A 21039-nucleotide genomic window follows, 5' to 3' on the forward strand; every position below is an offset into this window, starting at 1 on the left:
TCACGTGAAACCCCAGGAAAAAATAAGCTGTGATGTTCTGGTCATCGGCGGCGGTCATGCCGGCGCCGAGGCGGCGGCGGCCAGTGCGCGCTTTGGCGCTCGCACCATTTTAGCCACCCAGCGGTTGGAGACCATCGGCGAGATGAGCTGCAACCCGGCCATCGGTGGCTTGGCCAAGGGTCAGCTGGTGCGCGAGATAGACGCCCTTGACGGGGTGATGGGCCAGGCCATTGATCGTGGCGGCATCCAGTTTCGCATCCTTAATCGCAGCAAGGGACCGGCGGTGCAGGGGCCACGGGCCCAGGCCGATCGCAAGCTCTATCGCCAGGCGGTGCAGAGCTTGCTGGCCGAACAGGCCAACCTGACCTTGTTGCAGGGCTCGGTCGAGGATCTGCGCTATGAACAGGGGCGGGTAACCGGCGCCGTGTTGGCCGATGGCCGCCTGATCGAGTGTGCGGCGGTGGTGGTCACCACCGGGACCTTCTTACGCGGGCTGATCCATTGTGGTGAACAGACCTGGCCCGCCGGTCGCTTTGGTGACGCGCCGTCCAATGGCTTGTCGGCGGCTTTGGCCCGGGCCGGTTTGCCGCTTGATCGCTTGAAGACCGGAACCCCGGCGCGCCTTGACGGGCGCAGCATCGATTGGGCCAGTCTGGACATGCAGGCCGGCGATGATCCGCCGGTGCCGTTTTCCTATCTGACCACGGCGATCACCACGCCGCAGATCGCTTGTGGCATCACCCATACCAGCGAACGGACCCATGCCATCATCCGCGCCAATCTGGCGCGGGCGCCCATGTATTCCGGCCAGATCCAAAGCGTTGGACCGCGCTATTGTCCGTCGATCGAGGACAAGGTGGTGCGCTTCGCTGAAAAGCAGAGCCACCAGATTTTTCTCGAACCCGAGGGTCTGGACGACGACACGGTTTATCCCAACGGCATTTCCACCTCGCTGCCGGCTGACGTGCAAGAGGCGATGATCCATACCATCCCCGGTCTGGAACACGTCACCATCCTTCGCCCCGGCTATGCCATTGAGTACGATTTCGTCGATCCCCGGCAGCTCAAGCGGTCGCTGGAAACCAGAGTGATGGGCGGATTGTTCCTGGCCGGTCAGATCAACGGCACCACCGGTTACGAGGAAGCCGGCGCCCAGGGTCTGCTGGCCGGTCTCAACGCCGCCCGCTGGGTTGGGGGTTCCGAGCCGTTCATCCTTGATCGCGCCGATGGCTATATGGGGGTGATGGTCGATGATCTGGTGTCGCTGGGCACGCGTGAACCCTATCGGATGTTCACCTCACGGGCTGAGTACCGTCTGATCCTGCGCGCCGACAATGCTGATCTGCGGCTTACCGCCAAGGGCATGGCGGCCGGCTGTGTCGGCAGTGTCCGTGCCGCCGCCTTTACCGCCAAGGCGGAAGCGTTGCAGCAGGGCAGGGCGCTGCTGGCGTCATTGCGGGCCTCGCCCAATGTGCTGAAGAAAGCCGGGCTTGAAGTCAATCAAGATGGGGTGGTGCGTTCGGCCTGGGACTTGCTGGCTTATCCCAACATGGACTTGACCCGCTTGACGGCAATCTGGCCGGACTTGATTTCGCTGAGTGGGGCGGTGGCCGAGCAATTGGAAATCGACGGCAAGTATCAGGGCTATCTGGCGCGACAGCAGGCCGATATCCATGCCTATCGGCGGGAAGAGGATTTGGCCTTGCCGGCAGAAGTCGATTACGATGCCATCGGTTCGTTGTCGGCCGAGGTGCGGCAAAAGCTGAAAGCGGCGCGGCCCGAGACCTTGGCGGCGGCGGCCCGCATCTCCGGGGTGACCCCGGCGGCGATTACCGCGCTGTTGGCTCATGTCAAACGGCGCAATGTCGCCTAACCCATATATGGTGTTTCACGTGAAACAAGACCACAAGAATGACGGCCCGGAAATTTTGGCCTTCCTGGCTTTGCCCGAGCAATCCATCGCCAAGCTGGTGCTGTATGCCGCGCTGTTGGAGAAGTGGCAAAAACGCATCAATCTGGTTGGCTCCGATACCATCCCCAGCCTGTGGCGCCGGCATTTCCTCGATTCGGCCCAGCTTTTCCCGCTTCTTCCCCAAAATACCCACAGACTTATCGACATGGGCAGCGGCGCCGGTTTCCCCGGTTTGGTCTTGGCCATCTTGGGGGTGGACGACGTGCATCTGGTCGAATCGGATACGCGCAAATGTGCTTTCTTGCGCGAAGTCGCCCGCGTCACCGAAACCAAGGTGACGATTCATAATGACCGCATCGAAAAAGTTCCGCCGCTAAAAGCCAGTGTGGTGACGGCGCGGGCCTTGGCATCGCTCAGTAAATTGCTGATTTGGGCCGAACCGCACCTGTTGCCCGGCGGCCACTGCCTGTTTCTAAAAGGCCAGGCGGCGGAAGACGAATTGACCGAAGCGGCCAAAGAATGGAATATCGCAGCGCAACGGGTGCCGTCGCTGTCGGACCCATCCGGCTCAATCCTTCACCTGCAAGAGGTTCGCCGTGGCTGAGTTTGGCAAAAAGCCTACCCGTATCATTGCCATCGCCAATCAAAAGGGCGGGGTGGGCAAGACCACCACCGCCATTAATCTGGCCACCGCCATGGCCGCGACCAAGAAGACGGTGCTGTTGATCGACCTGGACCCCCAGGGCAATGCCAGCACCGGTTTGGGCATTCCCCGCGATGCCCGCGACGTCAATTCCTATCATGTGCTGATCGGCGAGGCCGGCTTGGCCGAAACCACCCACGACACCGAAATCCCCGGCCTGAAAGTGGTGCCGTCGGGCGTCGATCTGTCCGGGGCCGAGATCGAATTGGTCGACATGGAACGGCGCGAGGTTCGGTTGGCCGAAGCGCTGAAGCCGGCGCTGGGCGCCTATGATTATGTTCTGATCGATTGCCCGCCATCGCTCAATCTGCTGACGCTGAACGCCCTGGTGGCGGCGCATTCGGTGATGGTGCCGCTGCAATGCGAATTCTTCGCCCTGGAAGGCATCAGCCATCTGGTCAAGACCATCGAAGCGATCCGCAAGGGCTTTAACCCGACGCTGGAATTGCAAGGCATCGTCCTGACCATGTTTGACAAGCGCAATAATCTGACCGAACAGGTCGCCGCCGATGTGCGCGAATTCTTCGGTGAAAAGGTCTACAAGACGGTCATTCCGCGCAATGTCCGCATTTCCGAGGCGCCGTCCTATGGCAAGCCGGTGCTGATCTATGATCACAAATGTGCCGGTTCCGAAGCCTATATCCATCTGGCGGCGGAAGTGCTCAAGCGCGAATTGGCCTCTGGCAAGGGAGTTTAAGAACGGTGGCGGAAGAGAAGCGTCGTAAGTTGGGTCGGGGCCTGTCGGCCCTGTTGGGCGATTCAGGCGTTGCCGCGGCGACCGCCGTGGCCGAGGGGGCGGCCGCCTTGGCCGACGATTCGGTCCCGGCTCCCTTGGGTTTGCGCAATCTGCCGGTATCCCAGCTTAAGCCGGGCAAGTTCCAGCCACGCCGGCAATTCGACGAAGCCGCCATTGCCGATCTGGTCGAATCGGTGCGGACCAAGGGGGTGTTGCAGCCCATCTTGGTGCGGCCGTTCGAGGGCATGTACGAGATTATCGCCGGTGAACGGCGGTGGCGGGCGGCGCAGCGGGCGCAGTTGCACGAAGTTCCGGTCATTATCCGCGATCTCAGCGACAAGGAAGCGCTGGAAGTCGCCTTGGTCGAAAACCTGCAACGCCAGGATTTGACCGCCTTGGAAGAAGCCGAGGGTTATCGCCGTCTGGTCGAGGAATTCAGCCACACCCAGGAAGAACTGGCCAAGGCGGTGGGCAAGTCGCGCAGCCATGTTGCCAACATGATGCGCCTGTTGGCCTTGCCGGGGCCGGTCAAGGATCTGCTGGACCAGGGCAAGCTGTCGGCGGGCCATGCCCGTGCCTTGCTGACCTCTGAGGATCCGGTCGGTCTGGCTCATCAGGTGGTGGACAAGCAATTGAATGTCCGTCAGACCGAAAAGTTGGCTGGTGGCGAGGTTGCGGCTAAGCCGGCCAAGGCCAAAACCCAGGGCAAGCTGTTCGACAAGGATGCCGATACCGCCGCCCTGGAACGGGATTTGACCGAGCAATTGGGCTGTCGGGTGAGCCTGACCAGCAGCGGCAAGGGTGGTGAGCTGACCATCCATTATGGCAATCTGGAACAGTTGGACGACATCTTGTCGCGGCTGTCGCGTTCCGGGGTTTAAGGCTTGGTCCTTGGCCTCGACTTTTGGGCCTAAGCTGTTGAATATTATGCGGTGACAGAAGTCATGCAGGGGGGTGGGGATGAGCGACGCAGTTGAAGCCGGTGGCCTGGAAATGCTGCTTGACCGCTTGCCGGTCGAAGTGGTGGCCAGCTTTACCCCGGAGCAGCGGGCGGCGTTGTGGAATGCGGTCAAGCCGACCAGTTGGCGGCGTCACCCGATCCATATCCGTCTGTCCTTTCCCTTTATCGGCGGCAATTTCTTTCTGACCGTGGTCGGCGGGATGGAAAAGCGTTCGGGCGAACGGCGAGCCCGGGAACGGCGCATGTTTCCCTTGCGCACCATGGGTAATATCTTGTTTCTTCTCGGCCTTGGCGGCGCCTTCTATGCCGTTGCCATCATCGGTATCTTCGTATTTTCCAACCTGATCGAATTCTGAAATTCCGGAAAGGCGTTTTACATGACTTCTTGCCCCTGCGGCTCGGGCCAAAGCTTGGAACTTTGTTGCGCTCCTTTGCTGGCCGGCGGCGTCGCCGCCTCGCCCGAAGCGTTGATGCGCTCGCGCTATACCGCCTTTACCCAGGCCAATGCCGTCTATCTGGAAGACACCTTGGCGCCCGAGGCCAAGGAAGATTATGACCGGGCCGAAACCGAAAAGTGGATCAAGGAAGCCAAGTGGCACGGCCTGGAAGTCCGGAGCACGACCGAGGATGGCGACCAGGGTAGCGTTGAATTCGTCGCCCGTTATTCGCTGCGCGGCAAGCCCTTTGCCCATCACGAGCAGGGTTCGTTCCGCAAGCTGGAGGGCCGTTGGCTGTATGTTGACGGGGTGATGAACCCGCGCCCGCAACAGCGCGTGGTCGACAACAAGGTCGGCCGCAACGATCCGTGCCCCTGTGGTTCGGGGCAAAAATACAAGAAGTGCTGCGGCGCCTGAGCCCGCCATGCGCGTCGGCCTGATCATTCCCTGTTATCGGGTGGCGCGGCATCTTGGTGCGGTTCTGGAGAGCTTGCCAAGTGATCTCGATCATATTTTAGTGGTCGATGATTGTTGTCCCGACGGCTCTGGTCAGGTGGCGCGGCAACGCGCCGCCGCCGACCCGCGCATCGAGGTTCTTTGCCATACGGTCAATGGTGGTGTTGGCGCCGCCATGGTCACCGGCTTACGGCGAGCGCTGGAATTGGATTGTGACATCGCCATCAAGATGGATGGCGATGGTCAGATGGATCCGGGCTTTCTGCCGGCCTTGCTGGCGCCGCTGCTGGCGGGGCGGGCCGAGATGGCCAAGGGCAACCGCTTTCGCGATTTCAAGGCCTTGCGGGCGATGCCGCCGCTGCGTTTGCTCGGCAATTCCGCCCTGTCTTTCCTGGTCAAGGCGGCGTCGGGGCAATGGGCGGTGATGGATCCGACCAACGGCTATTTGGCGCTGAGCCGTCGTGCGGTGGAAAGCATCGATCTTGAGCGTCTGTCGCCGCGCTATTTCTTTGAATGCGATTTGATGATCCGTCTGGGCACCGCCCGATTGGCGGTGGAAGACGTGGCCATACCGGCCCGCTATGGCGACGAGGAATCCTCGCTGCGCATCGGCCGGGTCTTGCTGACCTTTCCGCCGCTATTGGCACGGGGGTTTCTACGCCGTCTGCTGCTGTCGTATTTTGTCCACGACTTCAACATCGCCTCGCTTTATCTGCTGGTCGGCCTGCCCTTGACGGCATTCAGCCTGCTGCTGGGCTTAGGCGCCTGGGCGGTTTCGGTGGACAGTGGGGTGCCGCGCACCGCCGGCACCGTCATGTTGGCCGGTTTGCCGTTGATCCTGGGGTTTCAGCTGATGTTGCAGGCCATTGCCTTTGACGTCGCCAATGCCCCCAGGCCCAAACCGGAATAGTGATCAGCCGCGATATTTCGCCGGATCGGCGATGCCGCATTCCGCCGCTTCGGCATCAAAGGCTTCGCGATAGAGCGGATAGGACCGGGTCTTGGTCATCGGCTCGCCGGTACGGTCGTTGATGAAAGCGGCGCGTTCCAGCAAGGCGTGCGCGGCCTTGTTGGGGCAAGCGTCACCTTCGGCGATGATCGCGCGCAATTGCGCCGACAGGCCGACGGCGTGACAGGCGTCGAGATCAGCCTCGAAGCGCAATTCATCCATTTCCGCCCGCAGGGCTTCGTTCTCTTGACGCAATTCGTCGATTTCGGCTTGCAGGCGCTCAAGTTCAGGCATGGTTCTATCTTCCGGAAAGCAGCAAAATGGCCGATCCAAGCGGCCAGCGCAGGGATAAGCGTCGGCGGCGGTGCTGTCAATGATCGAACAAGCTTCTTCTTTTCCGCAAGCTCGGCTACCCTCCTATACAAAGGGTATGGGCGGGTAGGAGGCCATGGTGAGCGGTCTTTTACGGCGAATTCGGCAGAGCCGGTGGTTGCCGCTGACATTGGCGGCGGTGGTCTGCGTGGTCACCGGGCTGGTGTTGCTGCATGCGGACGACATTGAACGGCAACGCCGGCAGCAGGAAGTCCGCACGGCCTTGGCGGCACAATTGGCGGCGTTGCGGGCCAAGCTGGAATTTTCGCTTAACGAGCCCCTGGCCCGTGCCCGGGGCGTTGTGGCCCAGATTGTCGCCCATGACGGGATCAGCCCCGATCAGTTCGATGTGATCGCCAAAATCTTGCTGGAAGATCAGCGCGGTGTCCGCAACATGGTGGTCAGCCATGGTTTGGTGATCGCCATGACTTACCCTCTGGCCGGCAATGAAGCGGTGATCGGTGTCGATTATCGCAATATTCCGGTTCAGTACGAACTGGTGAAACAGGCCATTGCCAGCAAAACATCGCTGTTGCAAGGACCGGTCATGCTGATTCAAGGAGGCAGTGGGCTGATCTTGCGTAATCCGGTGTTTTTGCGCGATGGCCGCTTCTATGGCATGGCCAATATGGTTTTGGACATTCCCACCATCTTTGCCGATGCCGGCCTGTCCGATCCCGATCTACCGTTCCAAGTGGCGATTCGCGGGCGCGACGGCTTAGGAGAGGCCGGCGAGCTGATCTTTGGCGACGCGGCTTTATTCGCTCAGCAGCCGATGCAAGCCGATGTGCAACTGGTTCAGGGCAGCTGGCGCATGGCCGCGGTGCCCAAGGGCGGCTGGTCGGCCATCGGCCATGGTTCGATCCGGCTGCGGTTGATGGAGCTTTTGGCGTTTGTGGCGGTGAGCGTCATCGCTTTTGGCGCCGCCTTTCACATCAATGGCCAAGAACGGCGCAGAGTGGCCTTGCGCCGAAAATCCGAGGAATTGGAACGCTCCAATTCGGATCTTGAACGATTTGCCTATATCGCCTCGCATGATCTGCAAACACCGTTGCGCAATGTCATCAGTTACGCGCAATTGCTGGCCCGGCGGTATCGGGGTCGCCTGGATGAGGATGCCGACGATTTCATCGGTTTCATCGTCGAGGGCAGCAACCGCATGTCATTGTTGATCCAAGATTTGCTGAATTACGCCCGCCTTTCCAACAGCACGCAAGCGGTGGAAAAAGTCGATACGCAAGCGGCGTTGGACGAGGCCTTGGTCAACCTGGCATCGACCTTGACTTACAGCAAGGCGGTGATCGAAAAAGCGGCTTTGCCCAAGGTGCAGGCCAACCACATTCAGCTGGTCAGCCTGTTCCAGAATTTGATCGACAATGCCGTCAAATACGCTGATTCCAGCCGGGTGCCGGTCATTCGCATTTGCGTGCGCCAAGATCAGCCCGGATGGTGGGTTTTTGCCGTGGCCGATAACGGGATCGGCATTTCCCCGGAATATTATGAACAGATTTTCGTCGTCTTCCAGCGTTTGCATACTCCCGGCGACCGGACGGGAACCGGCATAGGCTTGGCCATTTGCCAGCGGATCGTCCATCATTTCGGCGGGCGGATCTGGGTCGAATCGGAAGCGGGGCAGGGCACGACTTTCCTGTTCACTTTGCCCGAGGCGGGGGAGTGAGTTTTTGCCGGCGAAGAATCTCACGCGGGCCGACGCCTAAAATGCGGCGCATCTGTTGGGCCAGGGCATTGGTGCTTTCATAGCCGACTTCCCCGGCCACCCGTTTCAACGAATTCCCCTGTTCCAGCAATTGCTTGGCCAAGGACGTCCGCCACCAGGCGAGATATTCCCCCACCGTCCGGCCGCTGCGGCGGTGAAAGGTCAGGGCAAAGGCGGTGCGCGACATGCCGGCGAGATCGGCTAGGCTGGCCAGGGTCCAGGGCGCGGCTGGGTCCGTGTGGATGGCGGCCAGGGCTCGGGCCAGCCGTTCATCGGCCAAGGCCGCCAGAACCCCGGCTTGGACGCTTTGGCTGGCGATCAAATGGCGCAGAGCCTGGATCAGCAAGATTTCACAAATGCGGTCCAAAATCGCCTGGGCGCCACAGCGCGGGGCAACGGCTTCCTGCTCCAGCAACAGCAACGTCGCTTCCAGATTGTGGTCCATGGGGATGATCGCCGGATTGGGCAGGGCGGCGATGATCGGATTGATATCGCTGGGGCCGAAATCCAAGCTGCCGCTGATCAGCTGCGCCGTGGCGCCGGCGGCGACGCGCAGACGGTGCGCGTCTTGCCTGGGCATCAGGATCAAGGCCGGGGCGGTAATCGGCGGGTGGCGGTCCAACTGGATCGTCCCCTGGCGCAAGATGTGAAAGCCGCCTTGTCCGATGAGCCCGGCGACCGCGCGGTTCAAGCTCATGCTGCCGGCAAAATCCACTTCAACCGACAATTTGAACCGCGACAGCAAGGCGGAGAGGCGGTCCAGCCGCGGCTGGGACAAAAGGTTCATCCGACAACACCTGAACGATTAAGATGATATTCGAGGCTATCATGCATTTATCGTTCCAAAAACCCGCTTATGGTCAGCATCATCCCTTGGAAAATCGGAGAATGTCATGTTGATGCCGCGCCACCGCGTTCCCGCGCTGTCCGTTCCCACCATTGCCCATGGATTATTCGATTTGGCCGCGGCCGAATCAGGGCGTTTCACCATGGTGGTATTTTACCGTGGTCTGCATTGCCCCATTTGCCTGCGTTATCTGGCGGAACTGGAACGCTTGCTGCCGGAATTCGATCATCGCGGCGTCGCGGTGATCGCGGTCAGCACGGATAGCGCTGAGCGTGCGGCCGAGACAGTGGTCCGGGTCAAGGCGCAAGCCTTGCGCATTGGCTATGGCTTGCCGTTGTCGATGGCGCGGGAGTGGGGATTGTATTTGTCGGCCGCCCGCGGGAAGACCTCGATCGGCATCGAGGAGCCGGCGCTCTTTTCCGAACCCGGCCTGTTTCTGGTTCGTCCCGATGGCAGCTTGTATTACGGCGCCACCCAGACCATGCCGTTCGCCCGTCCCAGCTTTGCTGAATTGCTGACGGCGTTGGATTTCGTCATCGCCAACGATTATCCGGCCCGAGGGGAATATAGCGGAGAGGTCTAAGGCCAAAACGACAAAAGACCGGTGTGAACCGGTCTTTTGTGTCGTCTCCCGAAGGAGAATTTGGAGCGGGCGAAGGGATTCGAACCCTCGACCCCAACCTTGGCAAGGTTGTGCTCTACCCCTGAGCTACGCCCGCTTCCTTGGCGTTCACCGCGGCTCATCGCTGCGGAGGCCCGGAAAATAGCAAAAGCTGAGACAGGGTCAAGCGGTTTTTTCAAAAAAATTCATCAGCCCCGTTTGGCCTTGCGCGTTTGCCGGCGACAGCCCATCTTTTGCGGGTCTTATCAGCAGTCTGGATCAGTGCGCGTCATGGACTTCATTATCGGTTCCGGATCCAAGCCCGCCGCCGGCGGTGCCGCCCCCAACGACCTTATCAAGGAAGGTAGCGCCGCGACTTTCGCCGCCGACGTCATCGAAGCTTCGATGACCACGCCGGTCATCGTCGATTTCTGGGCCACCTGGTGCGGGCCGTGCAAGCAATTGGGGCCGGCGCTGGAAAAGGTGGTGGTGGAAGCCCGGGGCGCCGTGCGCATGGTCAAGATCGACATCGACAAGAACCAGGAACTGGCGGCGCAGCTGCGCATTCAGTCGGTTCCCACCGTCTATGCCTTCGCCAATGGCCGCCCGGTCGATGGTTTTACCGGGGCCCAACCGGAAAGCCAGCTGCGGGCTTTCGTCCAACGCCTGGGCAAGGGCGCGGCGCAGCCTTCCCTGACCGAGATTATCGACGAGGCCAAGGCGATGCTGGCCCAAGGCGACGCCGAAACCGCCGCTCAGATTTTTCAGCAGGTGCTGGGCGAGGATCCGAATAACGCCCCGGCCATGGCCGGCTTGCTGCGGTGCTTGATGGCGGTGGGCGATATCGCCACGGTCAAGCAGATGCTGGGGCAATTACCCACCGATCTGGTCAAAAACGCTGAAATCGCCGCGGTGAAGACGGCGTTGGACCTACACGAAGCCGCCGCCGCCGGGGCTGGACAGGCCGCCGATCTGCGCCGCCGCCTGGCCGGCAACGCCGACGATCATCAGGCTCGTTTCGATCTGGCCCTGGCCTATTACGGCAGCGGCGAAATCGAGACGGCGGTGGACGAGTTGCTGGAATTGTTCCGGCGCGACCGCGGCTGGAACCAGGATGGCGCCCGCAAGCAATTGCTGAAGATTTTCGAAGCCTTAGGGGGCGCCCATCCGGTTACCTTGCAGGGACGCCGACGCTTGTCGACGCTGTTGTTCTCGTGATGGAGCTGCCGGCCATCGTTCCGGTCTTCGCCGTGCCGGGGGCCTTGCTGCTGCCCGGTGGGCGGTTGCCCCTGACGGTGTTCGAACCGCGTTATCTGGCCCTGACCGATCATTGCCTGGGGGCTGGTCGTTTGCTGGCCCTGGTGCAGCCGACGGCGGCCGGCGATGGGCCGGCCCCCGGCCTGTATTCGGTCGGCTGTCTGGCCCGCATTGTCGCCTTTGGCGAAACCGGCGATGGCCGTTATCTGATCACCTGCCAGGGTCTGAGCCGCTTCCGCATCACCGCCGAGGCTGAGGGCCGGTCCGGCTATCGTCGGGTGATGGCTGATTATGGTCCCTTCGTCACTGACATGGCCGGCGAGGCTGACCCGGTTTTCGATCGTCGTCGTTTGATCTCCGCCGTTTCCGCCTGTCTGGCGCAAAACGGCCTGGCTTCTGACATGGCCAAGCTGGAAGCGTCGTCGGACCGTGAGTTGGTGACCACCTTGGCCATGGCGGCGCCGCTGTCACCGGAAGAAAAGCAAGCGCTGTTGGAAGCGCCCACCATCACCGATCGCGCCAGCATGATGACCGCCATTTTCGAAATGGCGGTGCTGGCCGAGGCGGGTGTAACCATCCGTCATTAGGGAGAAAACCATGTCCGAGCGCGCCGCCGCCATTGATCCAAAGTTGTTGGAAATCCTGGTCTGTCCGGTGTCTAAGGGGCCGTTGCGCTATGACGCCGCCGCCAACGAGCTGATCAGCGACAAGGCCGGATTGGCCTTTCCCATCCGCGACGGCATTCCGATCATGTTGCCGGACGAAGCCCGCAGCCTGTAACGCCAAGGAAACCCGCCATGAGTCAGATCTATGGGAGCCGCCACACCCCCACCGATATCACGGTGAAGAAGGCGGAAAAGCGTTTGGACGTTGTTTTCGATGACGGCGCCAGCTTTAGCGTGCCGGCGGAATTGCTGCGGGTGGAAAGCCCGTCGGCGGAAGTTCAGGGCCATGGCCCGGACGAAAAAAAGCTGGTGGCTGGGCGCAGTCATGTGGGGATCATCGGCGTCGAGGCGGTGGGCAATTACGCCATCAAGATCATCTTTGATGATCTGCACGATTCCGGCATCTATACCTGGGATTACCTCTACGACCTGGGAAGCGGGCAAGAACGCATCTGGGCGGAGTATGTGGCGGCCTTGGATGCCGCCGGGCTGTCGCGTCACCCCAACGCCACCAATGCCGGTCCGGTAAAGGCTGGCGGCTGTGGTGGTGGGGGAAAGGGCGGCTGCGGCTAAGCCAACAGCATTTCAAGGGCGGCGGCGATGCGTTCGCCGCCGCCGCCATCAATCAAGGCATGGGCGCGGGCGGCCAAGGCCAGCCGTTGCCCCTCATCGGCGATCAGGACGCCGAGATGGGCGCGCAGATGGTCGGCCAGGGCCGGATCGTCGGCCCAGCCGGCAAAGACCAGGGCGCCCGCCCGATCCAGGGTTTCCAGGGTGGGTTTTTGATCGGCGCCAATGCCGATGGCGATGGTTGGCACTTGGGCCGCCGCCAGTTCGAACAACGTCTGTCCGCCGGCCGAGATGGCCAGATCGGCGCCGGCGATCAAGGTCGGCATGTCCTTGGGCGCTTTGTGAACGTGTGCGTGCGGCGGCAGGTTGGCGGGGATCTCGGCAAAGGGACCGACGACGAAATCGGTGGTGATGGCGGCGGGGAGGATGCCGGCCAGAACCTTTCCCACCCCCTTGGGATCCGATCCGCCATAGGTGACCAGCAAACGGCGCAGCGGGCCGCGGCGCGGGCGGGCGGTCAATCCAGGTCGCACCACCTGATATTTCGGTCCCAGCAGGCCCAGAATTCCGGCGGGCAAAGCATAGGGGAGGGAAAGCGCGGCGGGAGAGCCGTTGATGATGGCGTCGGCGATCATCGGCTGCTCGGCGGTGTCGTCGAACCACACCAGCTTCAGCCCATGGGCCAAGGCAGCCAGCGCCGGCCGATCCAGCCGATAGGAATCGACGACCAGCATGGCGGCGCCGGCGGCACGGGCGGCCTGAACGATGCTGGCGCTTTCGCCCTGACAGACGGCGTCCGTCAGGCGGTATTGGTTCAGCAACGGCCGTAAGCCATCGCCAGCGGCATTTAAGATGATCGGGATCATATTGCGTTGGGCCATGGCCAAGGCGAGGCCGCAACAGCGGATGGCGTGGCCCAAGCCGATTCCGGGGCCGGCATCGGCATGGATGGCGACGATCACGGCGAGCCGATCACATCATGCAAGGCGGCGATGACCCGATCCTGGTCGGCATCGCCGAGGCCCGGATAAAGCGGCAGCGACAGGCAGCGGCTGAAATAGTGGCTGGCCCCGGGCAAAAGCGGGCGACCATAGCGTTCGACGTAATAGGGCTGCTCGGGCACTGGAATATAATGCACCTGGGTGCCGATGCCGGCGGCCCGTAACTGCGCCATGACTTGGGCGCGAGAACGCCCCAGGGCGGCGAAATCCATCAGAACCACGTAGAGGTGCCAACCGGGTTGGTCACCGGGGCGGCGCGGAATTGGCTGCAACAGCGGCGACAATGCGGCCAGGGCGTGGTCATAGCGGGCGACCAAGGCGGCCCGGCGGACGACAAAGCTTTCCAACTTGGCCAGTTGCGACAGGCCCAAGGCGCAGGCGATATCGGACAGGCGGTAATTAAAACCCAGTTCGACCATCTCGTAATGCCAGGGATTGACGCCGCCATCGCTCTCAAAGGCCAGATCGGGGCGTTGAAACTGACTTGGATCGCGGGTGATGCCGTGACTGCGCAACAGCCGCAAGCGTTCGGCCAGGCCATCGTCATTGGTGGTCAGCGCCCCGCCTTCGCCCATGGCCACGGTTTTGACCGGATGAAAGGAAAACGCCGCCATGGTTGAAAACGCGCAATCACCGACCCGGTGGCCGTCCTGGCTGCCGCCGATGGCGTGGCAGGCATCCTCGACCACGCCAAGCCCATGGCGGTCGGCCAATTGGGCCAGTTCAGACATGGCGCAGATCTGCCCGGCCAGATGCACCGGAAACAGGGCGCGCGGTCGCCAGCCCTTGGCCTTGGCCCGCGCCAGCGCGGCGGCGGCATCCTCGGGCCGCATCAGACCGGTGTTGGGGTCAACATCGGCGAATTCCACCTCGGCGCCGACGAAACGGGCGGCGTTGGCGGTGGCGGTGAAGGTGATGGCTGGGGCGATGATGCAATCGCCCGGCCCCAGATCCAGCGCTAATGCCGCCATGTGCAAGGCGGCGGTGCCGTTGGCGCAGCCGATGGCGTGGCGGGCGCCGACGGTTTGGGCCAGAACCTCGTCGAAACGCTGCGACACCGGCCCGGTGGTCAGATAATCGCTGGCCAGCACGGCGGCGACGGCGCGGATATCGTCCTCGTCGATGCTTTGGCGGCCATAGGGGAGAAAAGGGATCGTGGGAAGGGTCTTCATGGGCGGAACCATGGTTTGAACAGACGAAAGGCCAGCGGAGCGCAGGCGATGACCAAGATGACGCGCAAGACATGGTGTGTCGAGACAAAGGCCACGTCTTGTCCCAAGGCCAGGGCGATCAGACACATCTCGGCGATGCCGCCGGGAACGAAGGCGAGCAGCAGCAAGGAAAAGGGTAAATCGGCGGCCCTGGCCAAAATTGCCGCTAATCCGGCGCTTATTGTGATCAAAATCATCGTAGAGCCCATTGCGATGCGGGCGGTTTCCACCAGATGCCGCCAGCTCAGGCCGACCATGCGGCAGCCCAGACCGGCGCCGGTGATCACCTGAGCGGCGATGACCAGTTCCGCCGGTGGATGCGAGGCGGTCAGTCCCAGCACATGGATGACCGAGCTGGCCGCCATCGGCCCGGTCAGAGTGGCGGCGGGAAAGCGCAACAGCCGTCCGGCCAGGGCGCCGCCGATGGCGCAGGCCAGTAAGAGGGCGGCATCGATCAGGGCAAGATCGGCCAGCGATCCCATGGACCGGCTCATGGGGGCGCCGTGGACGCCGGTGATCAAGCGAAAGCCAAAGGGAATGGTGAAGACAATGAACAAGATGCGGAGAAAATGGATCAGGGCGATGGAGCGTTCGTCACCGCCCATGGCGCCGCCGGTCACCACCATCTCGTTGACGCCGCCCGGCGCGGCGGCGAAATAGGCGGTGGGCAGGTTCATGCCGGCAAAGCGGCGCAAATAAGCCATGACCAGGACGGTGGCGGCGGCCATGGACAGGAACAAGGCGCTGAGCGACAGGCTCCAGCCGGCCGCCTGTTGGAGCAATTGCGGGGTAAAGGCGCTGCCCAGCATCACCCCCAGCACCGCCAGCATGGCGGCGCGTAGGGGCGAGGACATGGCCGGTCGCAGACCGGACAGGGCGGCGATGATGCAGGTGGTCATCGCCCCCAGCATCCAAGGCAACGGTAGGTCGGCCAGGAAGAACACGGTGCCGCCGCTTGCGCCCAAGGTCAGGGCCAGGCTGAGCGGACGCCAGTTCACGACTGGAATTGTTCGTTGAGGATGCGTTCTTCCAGATTGTGTTCCGGGTCGAACAGCAAGCTCAGGCCGACGCTGCGGTCTTCACGCACCTCGACCTCGACGACGTCGCGGGCTTCGGTGTAATCGGCCACCGCCGAAACCGGGCGCTTGGGGGCTTCAAGCACTTCGAACGACACGCGGGCGTGTTGCGGCAAGAGCGCGCCGCGCCACCGTCGTGGCCGAAAGGCGGAAATCGGGGTCAGCGCCAAGATATCGGATCCTAACGGAATGATCGGGCCGTGCGCCGACAGGTTATAGGCGGTCGAACCGGCGGCGGTGGCGACCATGATGCCGTCACAGATCAACTCGTCCAGACGTTCCTTGCCGTCAATGCGAATGCGGATCTTGGCCGCCTGACGGGTTTGGCGGAACAACGAGACTTCGTTGATGGCCAGGGCCTCGATCTCGGAATTATCGGCCAGACGCGCTTTCATGCGCAGCGGATGCAGCAGCACCGGCTGGGCGCGGTGCAACCGCTCCATCAGGCCGTGCTCGCGGAAGGAATTGAGCAAAAAGCCGACCGAACCGCGATTCATGCCATAGATGGGAACCTTGCGGTCAAGCCAACGATGCAGGGTTTCCAAAACAAAGCCGTCACCGCCCAAAGCGACGATGATGTCGGCCTGATCGGGCGGCACATGGGGATAACGATCCATCAGCCGCGCCAGCGCGGCCTGACCCGGCTGGGTGTCGGCGGCGACAAAGGCGATCTTGGAAAAGCTCATGACGGCAACTGTCGGCGGCGATGGGGAGCGCCAGTATAGGAAGGGATCAGCCGCCCGTCACGCTCATATGCCGCGACACCGCCGGGCGTGAATCGCGATCAATGATGAAATCGTGGCCTTTGGGTTTTCTGGCGATGGCCGCGTCGATGGCTCGGTCCAGGGTCTGGTCGGCTTCGCTGCAACGAAGCGGCGTCCGCAGATCGACGGCGTCATCTTGGCCCAGACACATGAACAAGGTGCCGGTACAGGTGACCCGCACCCGGTTGCAGGTTTCACAGAAATTATGGGTCATCGGGGTGATGAAGCCGATGCGCTGGCCGGTTTCGGCCACATCCATGTAACGGGCGGGACCGCCGGTGCGGTAATCGCTTTCGCTCAGGGTCCAGCGGCGGTGCAGATCGGCGCGGATGTCCGACAGCGGCACATATTGTTCCATGCGGTCGGCGTGGATTTCCCCCATGGGCATGGTCTCGATCAGGCACAGGTCAAAGCCGTGCGTTCCGCACCATTCGACCAGATGATCGTATTCGCCGTCGTTCAGACCCTTCAGCGCCACCGTGTTGATCTTGATGGCCAAGCCGGCGTGTTTGGCCGCCATGATGCCGTCGAGCACCTGATCCAGGCGGCCCCAACGGGTGGCGGCGGCGAATTTGGCCGGGTCCAGGCTGTCGAGCGAAACATTAAGACGGCGGATGCCGGCCTTGGCCAAGCCTTCGGCATATTTGCCCAATTGGGTGCCGTTGGTGGTCAGGGTCAATTCATCCAGGGCGCCATCATGCACCAATTGGCCAAGGCCGTTGATCAAGCTCATGATGTTGCGGCGCACCAACGGCTCGCCACCGGTCAGGCGGATCCGGCGCACGCCCTTGCGGACAAAGGCGGTACACAGCCGTTCCAGCTCTTCCAGGCTCAGGACATCGGCCTTGGGCAGGAAGCTCATGTCCTCGGCCATGCAATAGACGCAACGAAGGTCGCAGCGGTCGGTGACCGATACGCGCAGATAACTGACGAAACGACCGAAGGGATCGATCATGGGGCAAGCTCTCCCGCTGCCGATTGCACGGCTTGACGGATCCTAATATAGGGTGCGCCGCACCAACCAGTCTTAAGCTTGGTCAAGCGGGACCAGGATTCGGATCAGCCAGACGGCGAAGACCATGGTGGCCAACCACCAGCTTTGCCACGCGCCGAAACTCAGCAGCGAGATGACGCAGATTTGACCGAAAACGGCGGCGGCGGTGACGCGATCAACGCGGCTGGTTAAACGGCAGATGGCTGTTGCGGCAAGGATTGTCAAGGCTGCGGCCAAGCTGGCGCCGACCGCTCCGAGTTCCAGCCACCATTGCAAAATGGCATTGTGAGGATGCAATGGCAGGGCGCGCCATTGCAACCGGCCCTTATCATTGCCGACGTCGATGTCGCGATCCCCACCGGGGATGGACTTGGCGCTGTTCATGCCCCAGCCGAGAACAGGCTTTTCAGTGATGTGTTCGGCGGTGAAGTGCCAGATGAACAGGCGATGCTGCAATGAGGGCGGCCAAGCGCGCCATTGCTCCCAAATCGCCTGAGGGCCGGGGAGTTGCAGAGTCAGCAGCGGCCACAACACCACCAAAGAGATGATCGCGGCGCTGAAGAATCGTTTGGGCCACGGATTGGGGGCCAGAACCAAGACGGCGCAGCCAACAGCGCCGGCACCAGCCAGCAGCACCGCATCCTTACCCCATGACAGGGCGCAGGCAAGACCAAGCGCGGTTGCGCACAAAGCCAGGAGGCGGCGGTGACCGGTGAAAAAACGCCAAGCGGCCAGCGCCACAAGCGGTGAAATCACCCCAAGAAAGCTGACGCCGCGATTAAGCGAGCGTGTGGCCAGCTCATTTTGCAAATTATCGCTGAGATCGTATCCACGAAACCACGCCGCCAATTGGCCACCGCTGATGATTTCAAACAGAAGCAGAAAGGTGGCCAACATGGCGCCGGCGAAAAAAGCGCCGAAGCTTCGCCGCCGTGCCGGTTCCGGCAACGATGCGCCATTGTCGAGGGAGAACAGCAGCAGGGTGCCAAAGCCGAGAAGACTAGCGGCGCCTTCCACGGCCGCCTTGGTCTGAATGGCCCAGGTGGCTGAGGCCAAGGCCCACAAGGCCAAGGCCATGATCAACAAAACAGCCGGTTGTCGCCACTGCGGGACAACGCGAAACCACAGGCATTCGGCCAATCGGGCGAGCGCACAGACCGCCAGGGTGATGACCAGGGCATGGGGCAGGTAAAGGGCGAATGCCGGGGCCAGGAACAGCGCCAAAGGCGTGGTCCAGGCTGACCAGGGCGTGGGCGCGGCTGCCGTCGCCATTATTCCAGACGTTTCAGACGGGCGATGAAAAAGGCATCCATGCCGCCTTTTTCCGCCAGATAATGCGGCAGGGTGCGCACTTCGCCGGCAGGGGTCAGGATCATCTCCAGGCCGGGCACTTCAGTGGCGAGGATGGGGTCGCGACAGATCGAGGCGCCGCTGTCCAGCAGACGGGTGATTTGCGCCTCGCCTTCTTGCGGCTCCAGCGAACAGACGCAATAGACCAGGGTGCCGCCGGGTTTGACCATGGAAACCGCCGCTTTTAGCAAGGCATGCTGCTGATCGGCCAGGTAAGCCACGTCGCCGGGGCCTTTGAGATGAACACCGTCGGGGTGACGGCGCAGCGTGCCGGTGGCCGTGCACGGCGCATCCAGCAGAACCGCGTCGAACAATGCGGGCGGAATCCAGCCGGCGACGTCGGTTTCGACGATGGTGGCGGCCAATTTCAGGCGTTCCAGGTTGCGGCGAAAACGCAGCATGCGCTTGGCCGAGCGATCCACCGCGGTAACCTCGGCCCCGGCCACTGCCAATTGCAATGCCTTGCCGCCCGGCGCCGCGCACAGATCGGCCACCTGCTTGCCTTTCAACGATCCCATCAGCTTGGCCGGCAATGATGCGGCCAGATCCTGCACCCACCACGCCCCTTCGGCGAAGCCGGGCAATTGGGTGACGTCGCCGCCGCCATGGCGGCGCAAGGTGCCGGTGGGCAGAATTTCCGCCTCAAGTCGTTCCGCCCACAAGGTCGGGTCACCGGCGACAGTGATGTCGACCGGCGCTTCCACCTGATGGGCGGCAGCGATGTGGCGGGCCAGATCCTCGCCATAGGTGGCGCGCCAGGATTGCCACAGCCAGGACGGCGTATTGAGCGGCGCCGCATCCTGTTCGGCCACCCAGGCGCGGCCTTCACGGTCGAGCCGGCGCAGGACGGCGTTGATCAGCTTGGCGAAGCCGGCCAATTGGGAATTCTTGGCCAGGTCGACGGTGGTGGAAATGGCGGCGTGCGGCGGGGTGTCGAGGAACAGCAATTGCGCCGCCCCCAGCCGCAGCATGTTGCGGACGCGGATGGCCTTGACCGGCAAGTCGCGTTCCAGGCAGCGGCCGATGACCTGATCTATTTGCCCCAGGCGGCGTAAGATGGTGGCGACCAGCAGGCGGACGAAGGCGCGGTCGCGGTCGGCCAACTTGGACAGACGGGGTTCACTGTCCAGGCTTTCGTCCAGCAGACGCTTTTGCGCCAGCACGGAATCGAGCAGGTCAAGGACGATGGAGCGGGGGTCGAGGGGGGGTGTGCGAGCCATGCCCCTTCCCTTACATCATCCCCGCGCAAGAATCCATTATCCCCACGGCCCTTTGTTCGCGGGCGGAGGCGGATTCCCCCACGGCCCCGGGCCGCGGCCCGTGCTCTGTTGCTGATCGGCCCGGGCATCCCAGGTCATGCCGGCCTGGGCGGCCATGGCGCGCAGGGCGGCGACGCGGTTGGTCATGTTGGGATGGGTGGAAAACAGGTTGTCCATGCCGCGGCCGGATAGCGGATTGACGATGAACAGATGGGCGGTGGCCGGGTTATGTTCGGCCGCGCGGTTGGGGATGACATGGGCGGCCTGTTCCAGCCGTTCCAGCGCATTGGCCAGCCATAACGGATTGCCGCAGATGCGGGCGCCCTCGGCATCGGCGGCGTATTCGCGCGTTCGCGAAATGGCCATCTGCACCACCATGGCGGCCAGGGGGGCGATGATGGCGACCAAGATCCCGCCGATCATGCCCAGACCGTTGCCGCCGCCTTCCTGGTCGTTGCGAGAGCTGCCGCCAAAGAACATGGCGAAATTGGCGATCATACCGATGGCGCCGGCGATGGTGGCGGTAATGGTCATGATCAGGGTGTCGCGGTTCTTCACATGGGCGAGTTCATGGGCCATGACGCCTTCGACCTCTTGTGGCGACAGCCGATCAAGCAGGCCGGTGGTGGCGGCGACCGAGGCGTGTTCCGGGTCGCGGCCGGTGGCGAAGGCGTTGGGCTGTTCCGATTGGATGATGAAGACCTTGGGCATGGGCATGCCGGCCCGCGTGGTCAAACGCTCGACGATGGTCACCAGACCGGGGGCGGAATGGCGATCAACCTGTTGGGCGCCGTACATGGACAGCACCATCTTGTCGGAATTCCAATAGGCGAAGGCGTTCATGCCCAGGGCTATGACCAGGGCGATCATCATGCCGCCTTGGCCACCGATCAAGGCGCCAAGCGCCAGGAACAGACCGGTCATGGCGGCGAGCAAAAGCGCGGTGCGGGCATAGGACATGGCTTAACCTCGAAAGGCAGGGCAAACATTGAACATGAATTGAATAAGCGGGGATGGCGCTTTATTCAAGGTGCCGTCGGGGCGAGAAATTCAGCCAGGGCTTCGCCGGCTAGGTGTGCGGTCCCAATCAGGTGTGGTCGTGGGATATCACCAAGCTCAAGGGGCCAGCAGTTCTAATTTTGGAACGAAAGGGGATTCCCAAAGCGTCGAAAGTCTGACTCAATCTGTGGTGTGGAGCGGC

At 62.4% G+C, this 21039-nt stretch carries 23 protein-coding genes and 1 tRNA gene; 13 read left to right on the forward strand and 11 right to left on the reverse strand.

The features are described 5' to 3' along the window. Positions 1-4: 4 nt before the first annotated feature. From mnmG to KEC16_RS18095, 7 genes are all read left to right on the forward strand, one after another. Positions 5-1873, forward strand: coding sequence for a tRNA uridine-5-carboxymethylaminomethyl(34) synthesis enzyme MnmG (gene mnmG, locus KEC16_RS18065; RefSeq protein WP_211551559.1), 1869 nt, complete (start codon positions 5-7; stop codon positions 1871-1873). 19 nt (positions 1874-1892) lie between these two features. Continuing rightward, entirely contained in the window at positions 1893-2516 is a 624-nt protein-coding gene (gene rsmG / locus KEC16_RS18070) for a 16S rRNA (guanine(527)-N(7))-methyltransferase RsmG (protein ID WP_428846069.1), read from the forward strand. Further along, positions 2509-3312 carry a ParA family protein gene (locus KEC16_RS18075; RefSeq protein ID WP_211551561.1) on the forward strand — a complete coding sequence of 268 codons (804 nt, stop codon included), beginning with the start codon at positions 2509-2511 and terminating at the stop codon, positions 3310-3312. Before rsmG ends, KEC16_RS18075 begins: the two co-directional genes overlap by 8 nt. 5 nt (positions 3313-3317) lie before the next feature. Further along, positions 3318-4232 (forward strand): ParB/RepB/Spo0J family partition protein, encoded by a 915-nt coding sequence (locus tag KEC16_RS18080; RefSeq protein ID WP_346344132.1) that lies wholly within the window; start codon positions 3318-3320, stop codon positions 4230-4232. Positions 4233-4311: 79 nt separating this feature from the next. After that, on the forward strand, positions 4312-4668 hold the full coding sequence (locus KEC16_RS18085; protein WP_211551564.1) for a hypothetical protein: 357 nt from the start codon (positions 4312-4314) through the stop codon (positions 4666-4668). Between the two features lie 21 nt (positions 4669-4689). Next, entirely contained in the window at positions 4690-5166 is a 477-nt protein-coding gene (locus KEC16_RS18090) for a YchJ family protein (protein ID WP_211551566.1), read from the forward strand. Positions 5167-5173: 7 nt separating this feature from the next. Further along, positions 5174-6115: a glycosyltransferase family 2 protein gene (locus KEC16_RS18095; RefSeq protein WP_211551568.1), complete on the forward strand. Its 942-nt coding sequence runs from the start codon at positions 5174-5176 to the stop codon at positions 6113-6115. A gap of 3 nt (positions 6116-6118) precedes the next feature. Here the strand turns inward: KEC16_RS18095 and KEC16_RS18100 are convergent, their stop codons facing one another. Next, complete coding sequence (locus KEC16_RS18100; protein WP_211551570.1) at positions 6119-6448, reverse strand: hypothetical protein; 330 nt, start codon at positions 6446-6448, stop codon at positions 6119-6121. Positions 6449-6602: 154 nt separating this feature from the next. On the opposite strand from KEC16_RS18100, the gene KEC16_RS18105 reads away from it, so the two are divergent. Continuing rightward, entirely contained in the window at positions 6603-8204 is a 1602-nt protein-coding gene (locus KEC16_RS18105; RefSeq protein ID WP_211551572.1) for a sensor histidine kinase, read from the forward strand. Here the strand turns inward: KEC16_RS18105 and KEC16_RS18110 are convergent. After that, a complete protein-coding gene (locus KEC16_RS18110) occupies positions 8179-9030 on the reverse strand; it encodes an AraC family transcriptional regulator (RefSeq protein WP_211551574.1) in 852 nt (283 codons plus the stop codon). The genes KEC16_RS18105 and KEC16_RS18110 overlap by 26 nt on opposite strands. Before the next feature lie 106 nt (positions 9031-9136). On the opposite strand from KEC16_RS18110, the gene KEC16_RS18115 reads away from it, so the two are divergent. After that, positions 9137-9673 carry a peroxiredoxin-like family protein gene (locus tag KEC16_RS18115; RefSeq protein WP_211551576.1) on the forward strand — a complete coding sequence of 179 codons (537 nt, stop codon included), beginning with the start codon at positions 9137-9139 and terminating at the stop codon, positions 9671-9673. A 61-nt stretch (positions 9674-9734) separates the two neighbouring features. On the opposite strand, the gene KEC16_RS18120 is transcribed toward KEC16_RS18115, so the two are convergent. Beyond that, positions 9735-9809: transfer RNA gene (locus KEC16_RS18120), tRNA-Gly, on the reverse strand. Between the two features lie 173 nt (positions 9810-9982). On the opposite strand from KEC16_RS18120, the gene trxA reads away from it, so the two are divergent. From trxA to KEC16_RS18140, 4 genes are read left to right on the forward strand one after another with little or no spacing between them, the layout of a single operon-like run. Then, entirely contained in the window at positions 9983-10909 is a 927-nt protein-coding gene (trxA, locus tag KEC16_RS18125) for a thioredoxin (protein WP_211551578.1), read from the forward strand. Continuing rightward, positions 10909-11535 (forward strand): LON peptidase substrate-binding domain-containing protein, encoded by a 627-nt coding sequence (locus KEC16_RS18130; protein WP_211551606.1) that lies wholly within the window; start codon positions 10909-10911, stop codon positions 11533-11535. The genes trxA and KEC16_RS18130 overlap by 1 nt, the downstream gene beginning before the upstream one ends. A gap of 10 nt (positions 11536-11545) precedes the next feature. Then, positions 11546-11728 (forward strand): Trm112 family protein, encoded by a 183-nt coding sequence (locus tag KEC16_RS18135; protein WP_211551580.1) that lies wholly within the window; start codon positions 11546-11548, stop codon positions 11726-11728. Positions 11729-11745: 17 nt separating this feature from the next. Continuing rightward, positions 11746-12186: a gamma-butyrobetaine hydroxylase family protein gene (locus KEC16_RS18140; RefSeq protein WP_211551582.1), complete on the forward strand. Its 441-nt coding sequence runs from the start codon at positions 11746-11748 to the stop codon at positions 12184-12186. On the opposite strand, the gene KEC16_RS18145 is transcribed toward KEC16_RS18140, so the two are convergent. The 8 genes from KEC16_RS18145 to htpX all read right to left on the reverse strand — a co-directional run bounded on the left by KEC16_RS18145 (position 12183) and on the right by htpX (position 20798). Further along, positions 12183-13145: a hypothetical protein gene (locus KEC16_RS18145; RefSeq protein ID WP_211551584.1), complete on the reverse strand. Its 963-nt coding sequence runs from the start codon at positions 13143-13145 to the stop codon at positions 12183-12185. The genes KEC16_RS18140 and KEC16_RS18145 overlap by 4 nt on opposite strands. Then, positions 13142-14356: a UDP-4-amino-4,6-dideoxy-N-acetyl-beta-L-altrosamine transaminase gene (pseC, locus tag KEC16_RS18150; RefSeq protein WP_249209306.1), complete on the reverse strand. Its 1215-nt coding sequence runs from the start codon at positions 14354-14356 to the stop codon at positions 13142-13144. The genes KEC16_RS18145 and pseC overlap by 4 nt, the downstream gene beginning before the upstream one ends. Then, entirely contained in the window at positions 14353-15393 is a 1041-nt protein-coding gene (locus KEC16_RS18155; RefSeq protein ID WP_211551588.1) for an AbrB family transcriptional regulator, read from the reverse strand. Before KEC16_RS18155 ends, pseC begins: the two co-directional genes overlap by 4 nt. Then, positions 15390-16157, reverse strand: a complete 768-nt coding sequence (locus KEC16_RS18160; protein ID WP_211551590.1) for an NAD kinase — start codon at positions 16155-16157, stop codon at positions 15390-15392. The genes KEC16_RS18155 and KEC16_RS18160 overlap by 4 nt, the downstream gene beginning before the upstream one ends. A gap of 46 nt (positions 16158-16203) precedes the next feature. Beyond that, positions 16204-17190 (reverse strand): GTP 3',8-cyclase MoaA, encoded by a 987-nt coding sequence (moaA, locus tag KEC16_RS18165; protein WP_211551592.1) that lies wholly within the window; start codon positions 17188-17190, stop codon positions 16204-16206. 72 nt (positions 17191-17262) lie between these two features. After that, entirely contained in the window at positions 17263-18501 is a 1239-nt protein-coding gene (locus KEC16_RS18170; protein ID WP_211551594.1) for an O-antigen ligase family protein, read from the reverse strand. After that, positions 18501-19799, reverse strand: a complete 1299-nt coding sequence (locus KEC16_RS18175; RefSeq protein WP_211551596.1) for an RsmB/NOP family class I SAM-dependent RNA methyltransferase — start codon at positions 19797-19799, stop codon at positions 18501-18503. The genes KEC16_RS18170 and KEC16_RS18175 overlap by 1 nt, the downstream gene beginning before the upstream one ends. A 36-nt stretch (positions 19800-19835) precedes the next feature. Next, positions 19836-20798, reverse strand: coding sequence for a zinc metalloprotease HtpX (gene htpX, locus KEC16_RS18180; RefSeq protein WP_211551598.1), 963 nt, complete (start codon positions 20796-20798; stop codon positions 19836-19838). Between the last annotated feature and the right edge of the window lie 241 nt (positions 20799-21039).

This window comes from Magnetospirillum sulfuroxidans, assembly GCF_018224925.1.
GTDB lineage: Bacteria > Pseudomonadota > Alphaproteobacteria > Rhodospirillales > Magnetospirillaceae > Magnetospirillum > Magnetospirillum sulfuroxidans.

Excerpts from the sequence above, each read along its gene's own strand:
- KEC16_RS18085 (WP_211551564.1), top strand. The coding sequence starts at position 4,312 with ATGAGCGACGCAGTTGAAGCCGGTGGCCTGGAAATGCTGCTTGACCGC.
- KEC16_RS18090 (WP_211551566.1), top strand. The coding sequence starts at position 4,690 with ATGACTTCTTGCCCCTGCGGCTCGGGCCAAAGCTTGGAACTTTGTTGC.
- KEC16_RS18095 (WP_211551568.1), top strand. The coding sequence starts at position 5,174 with ATGCGCGTCGGCCTGATCATTCCCTGTTATCGGGTGGCGCGGCATCTT.
- KEC16_RS18100 (WP_211551570.1), bottom strand. The coding sequence starts at position 6,448 with ATGCCTGAACTTGAGCGCCTGCAAGCCGAAATCGACGAATTGCGTCAA.
- KEC16_RS18105 (WP_211551572.1), top strand. The coding sequence starts at position 6,603 with ATGGTGAGCGGTCTTTTACGGCGAATTCGGCAGAGCCGGTGGTTGCCG.
- KEC16_RS18110 (WP_211551574.1), bottom strand. The coding sequence starts at position 9,030 with ATGAACCTTTTGTCCCAGCCGCGGCTGGACCGCCTCTCCGCCTTGCTG.
- KEC16_RS18115 (WP_211551576.1), top strand. The coding sequence starts at position 9,137 with ATGTTGATGCCGCGCCACCGCGTTCCCGCGCTGTCCGTTCCCACCATT.
- trxA (WP_211551578.1), top strand. The coding sequence starts at position 9,983 with ATGGACTTCATTATCGGTTCCGGATCCAAGCCCGCCGCCGGCGGTGCC.
- KEC16_RS18130 (WP_211551606.1), top strand. The coding sequence starts at position 10,909 with ATGGAGCTGCCGGCCATCGTTCCGGTCTTCGCCGTGCCGGGGGCCTTG.
- KEC16_RS18135 (WP_211551580.1), top strand. The coding sequence starts at position 11,546 with ATGTCCGAGCGCGCCGCCGCCATTGATCCAAAGTTGTTGGAAATCCTG.
- KEC16_RS18140 (WP_211551582.1), top strand. The coding sequence starts at position 11,746 with ATGAGTCAGATCTATGGGAGCCGCCACACCCCCACCGATATCACGGTG.
- pseC (WP_249209306.1), bottom strand. The coding sequence starts at position 14,356 with ATGAAGACCCTTCCCACGATCCCTTTTCTCCCCTATGGCCGCCAAAGC.
- KEC16_RS18160 (WP_211551590.1), bottom strand. The coding sequence starts at position 16,157 with ATGAGCTTTTCCAAGATCGCCTTTGTCGCCGCCGACACCCAGCCGGGT.
- moaA (WP_211551592.1), bottom strand. The coding sequence starts at position 17,190 with ATGATCGATCCCTTCGGTCGTTTCGTCAGTTATCTGCGCGTATCGGTC.
- KEC16_RS18170 (WP_211551594.1), bottom strand. The coding sequence starts at position 18,501 with ATGGCGACGGCAGCCGCGCCCACGCCCTGGTCAGCCTGGACCACGCCT.
- KEC16_RS18175 (WP_211551596.1), bottom strand. The coding sequence starts at position 19,799 with ATGGCTCGCACACCCCCCCTCGACCCCCGCTCCATCGTCCTTGACCTG.
- htpX (WP_211551598.1), bottom strand. The coding sequence starts at position 20,798 with ATGTCCTATGCCCGCACCGCGCTTTTGCTCGCCGCCATGACCGGTCTG.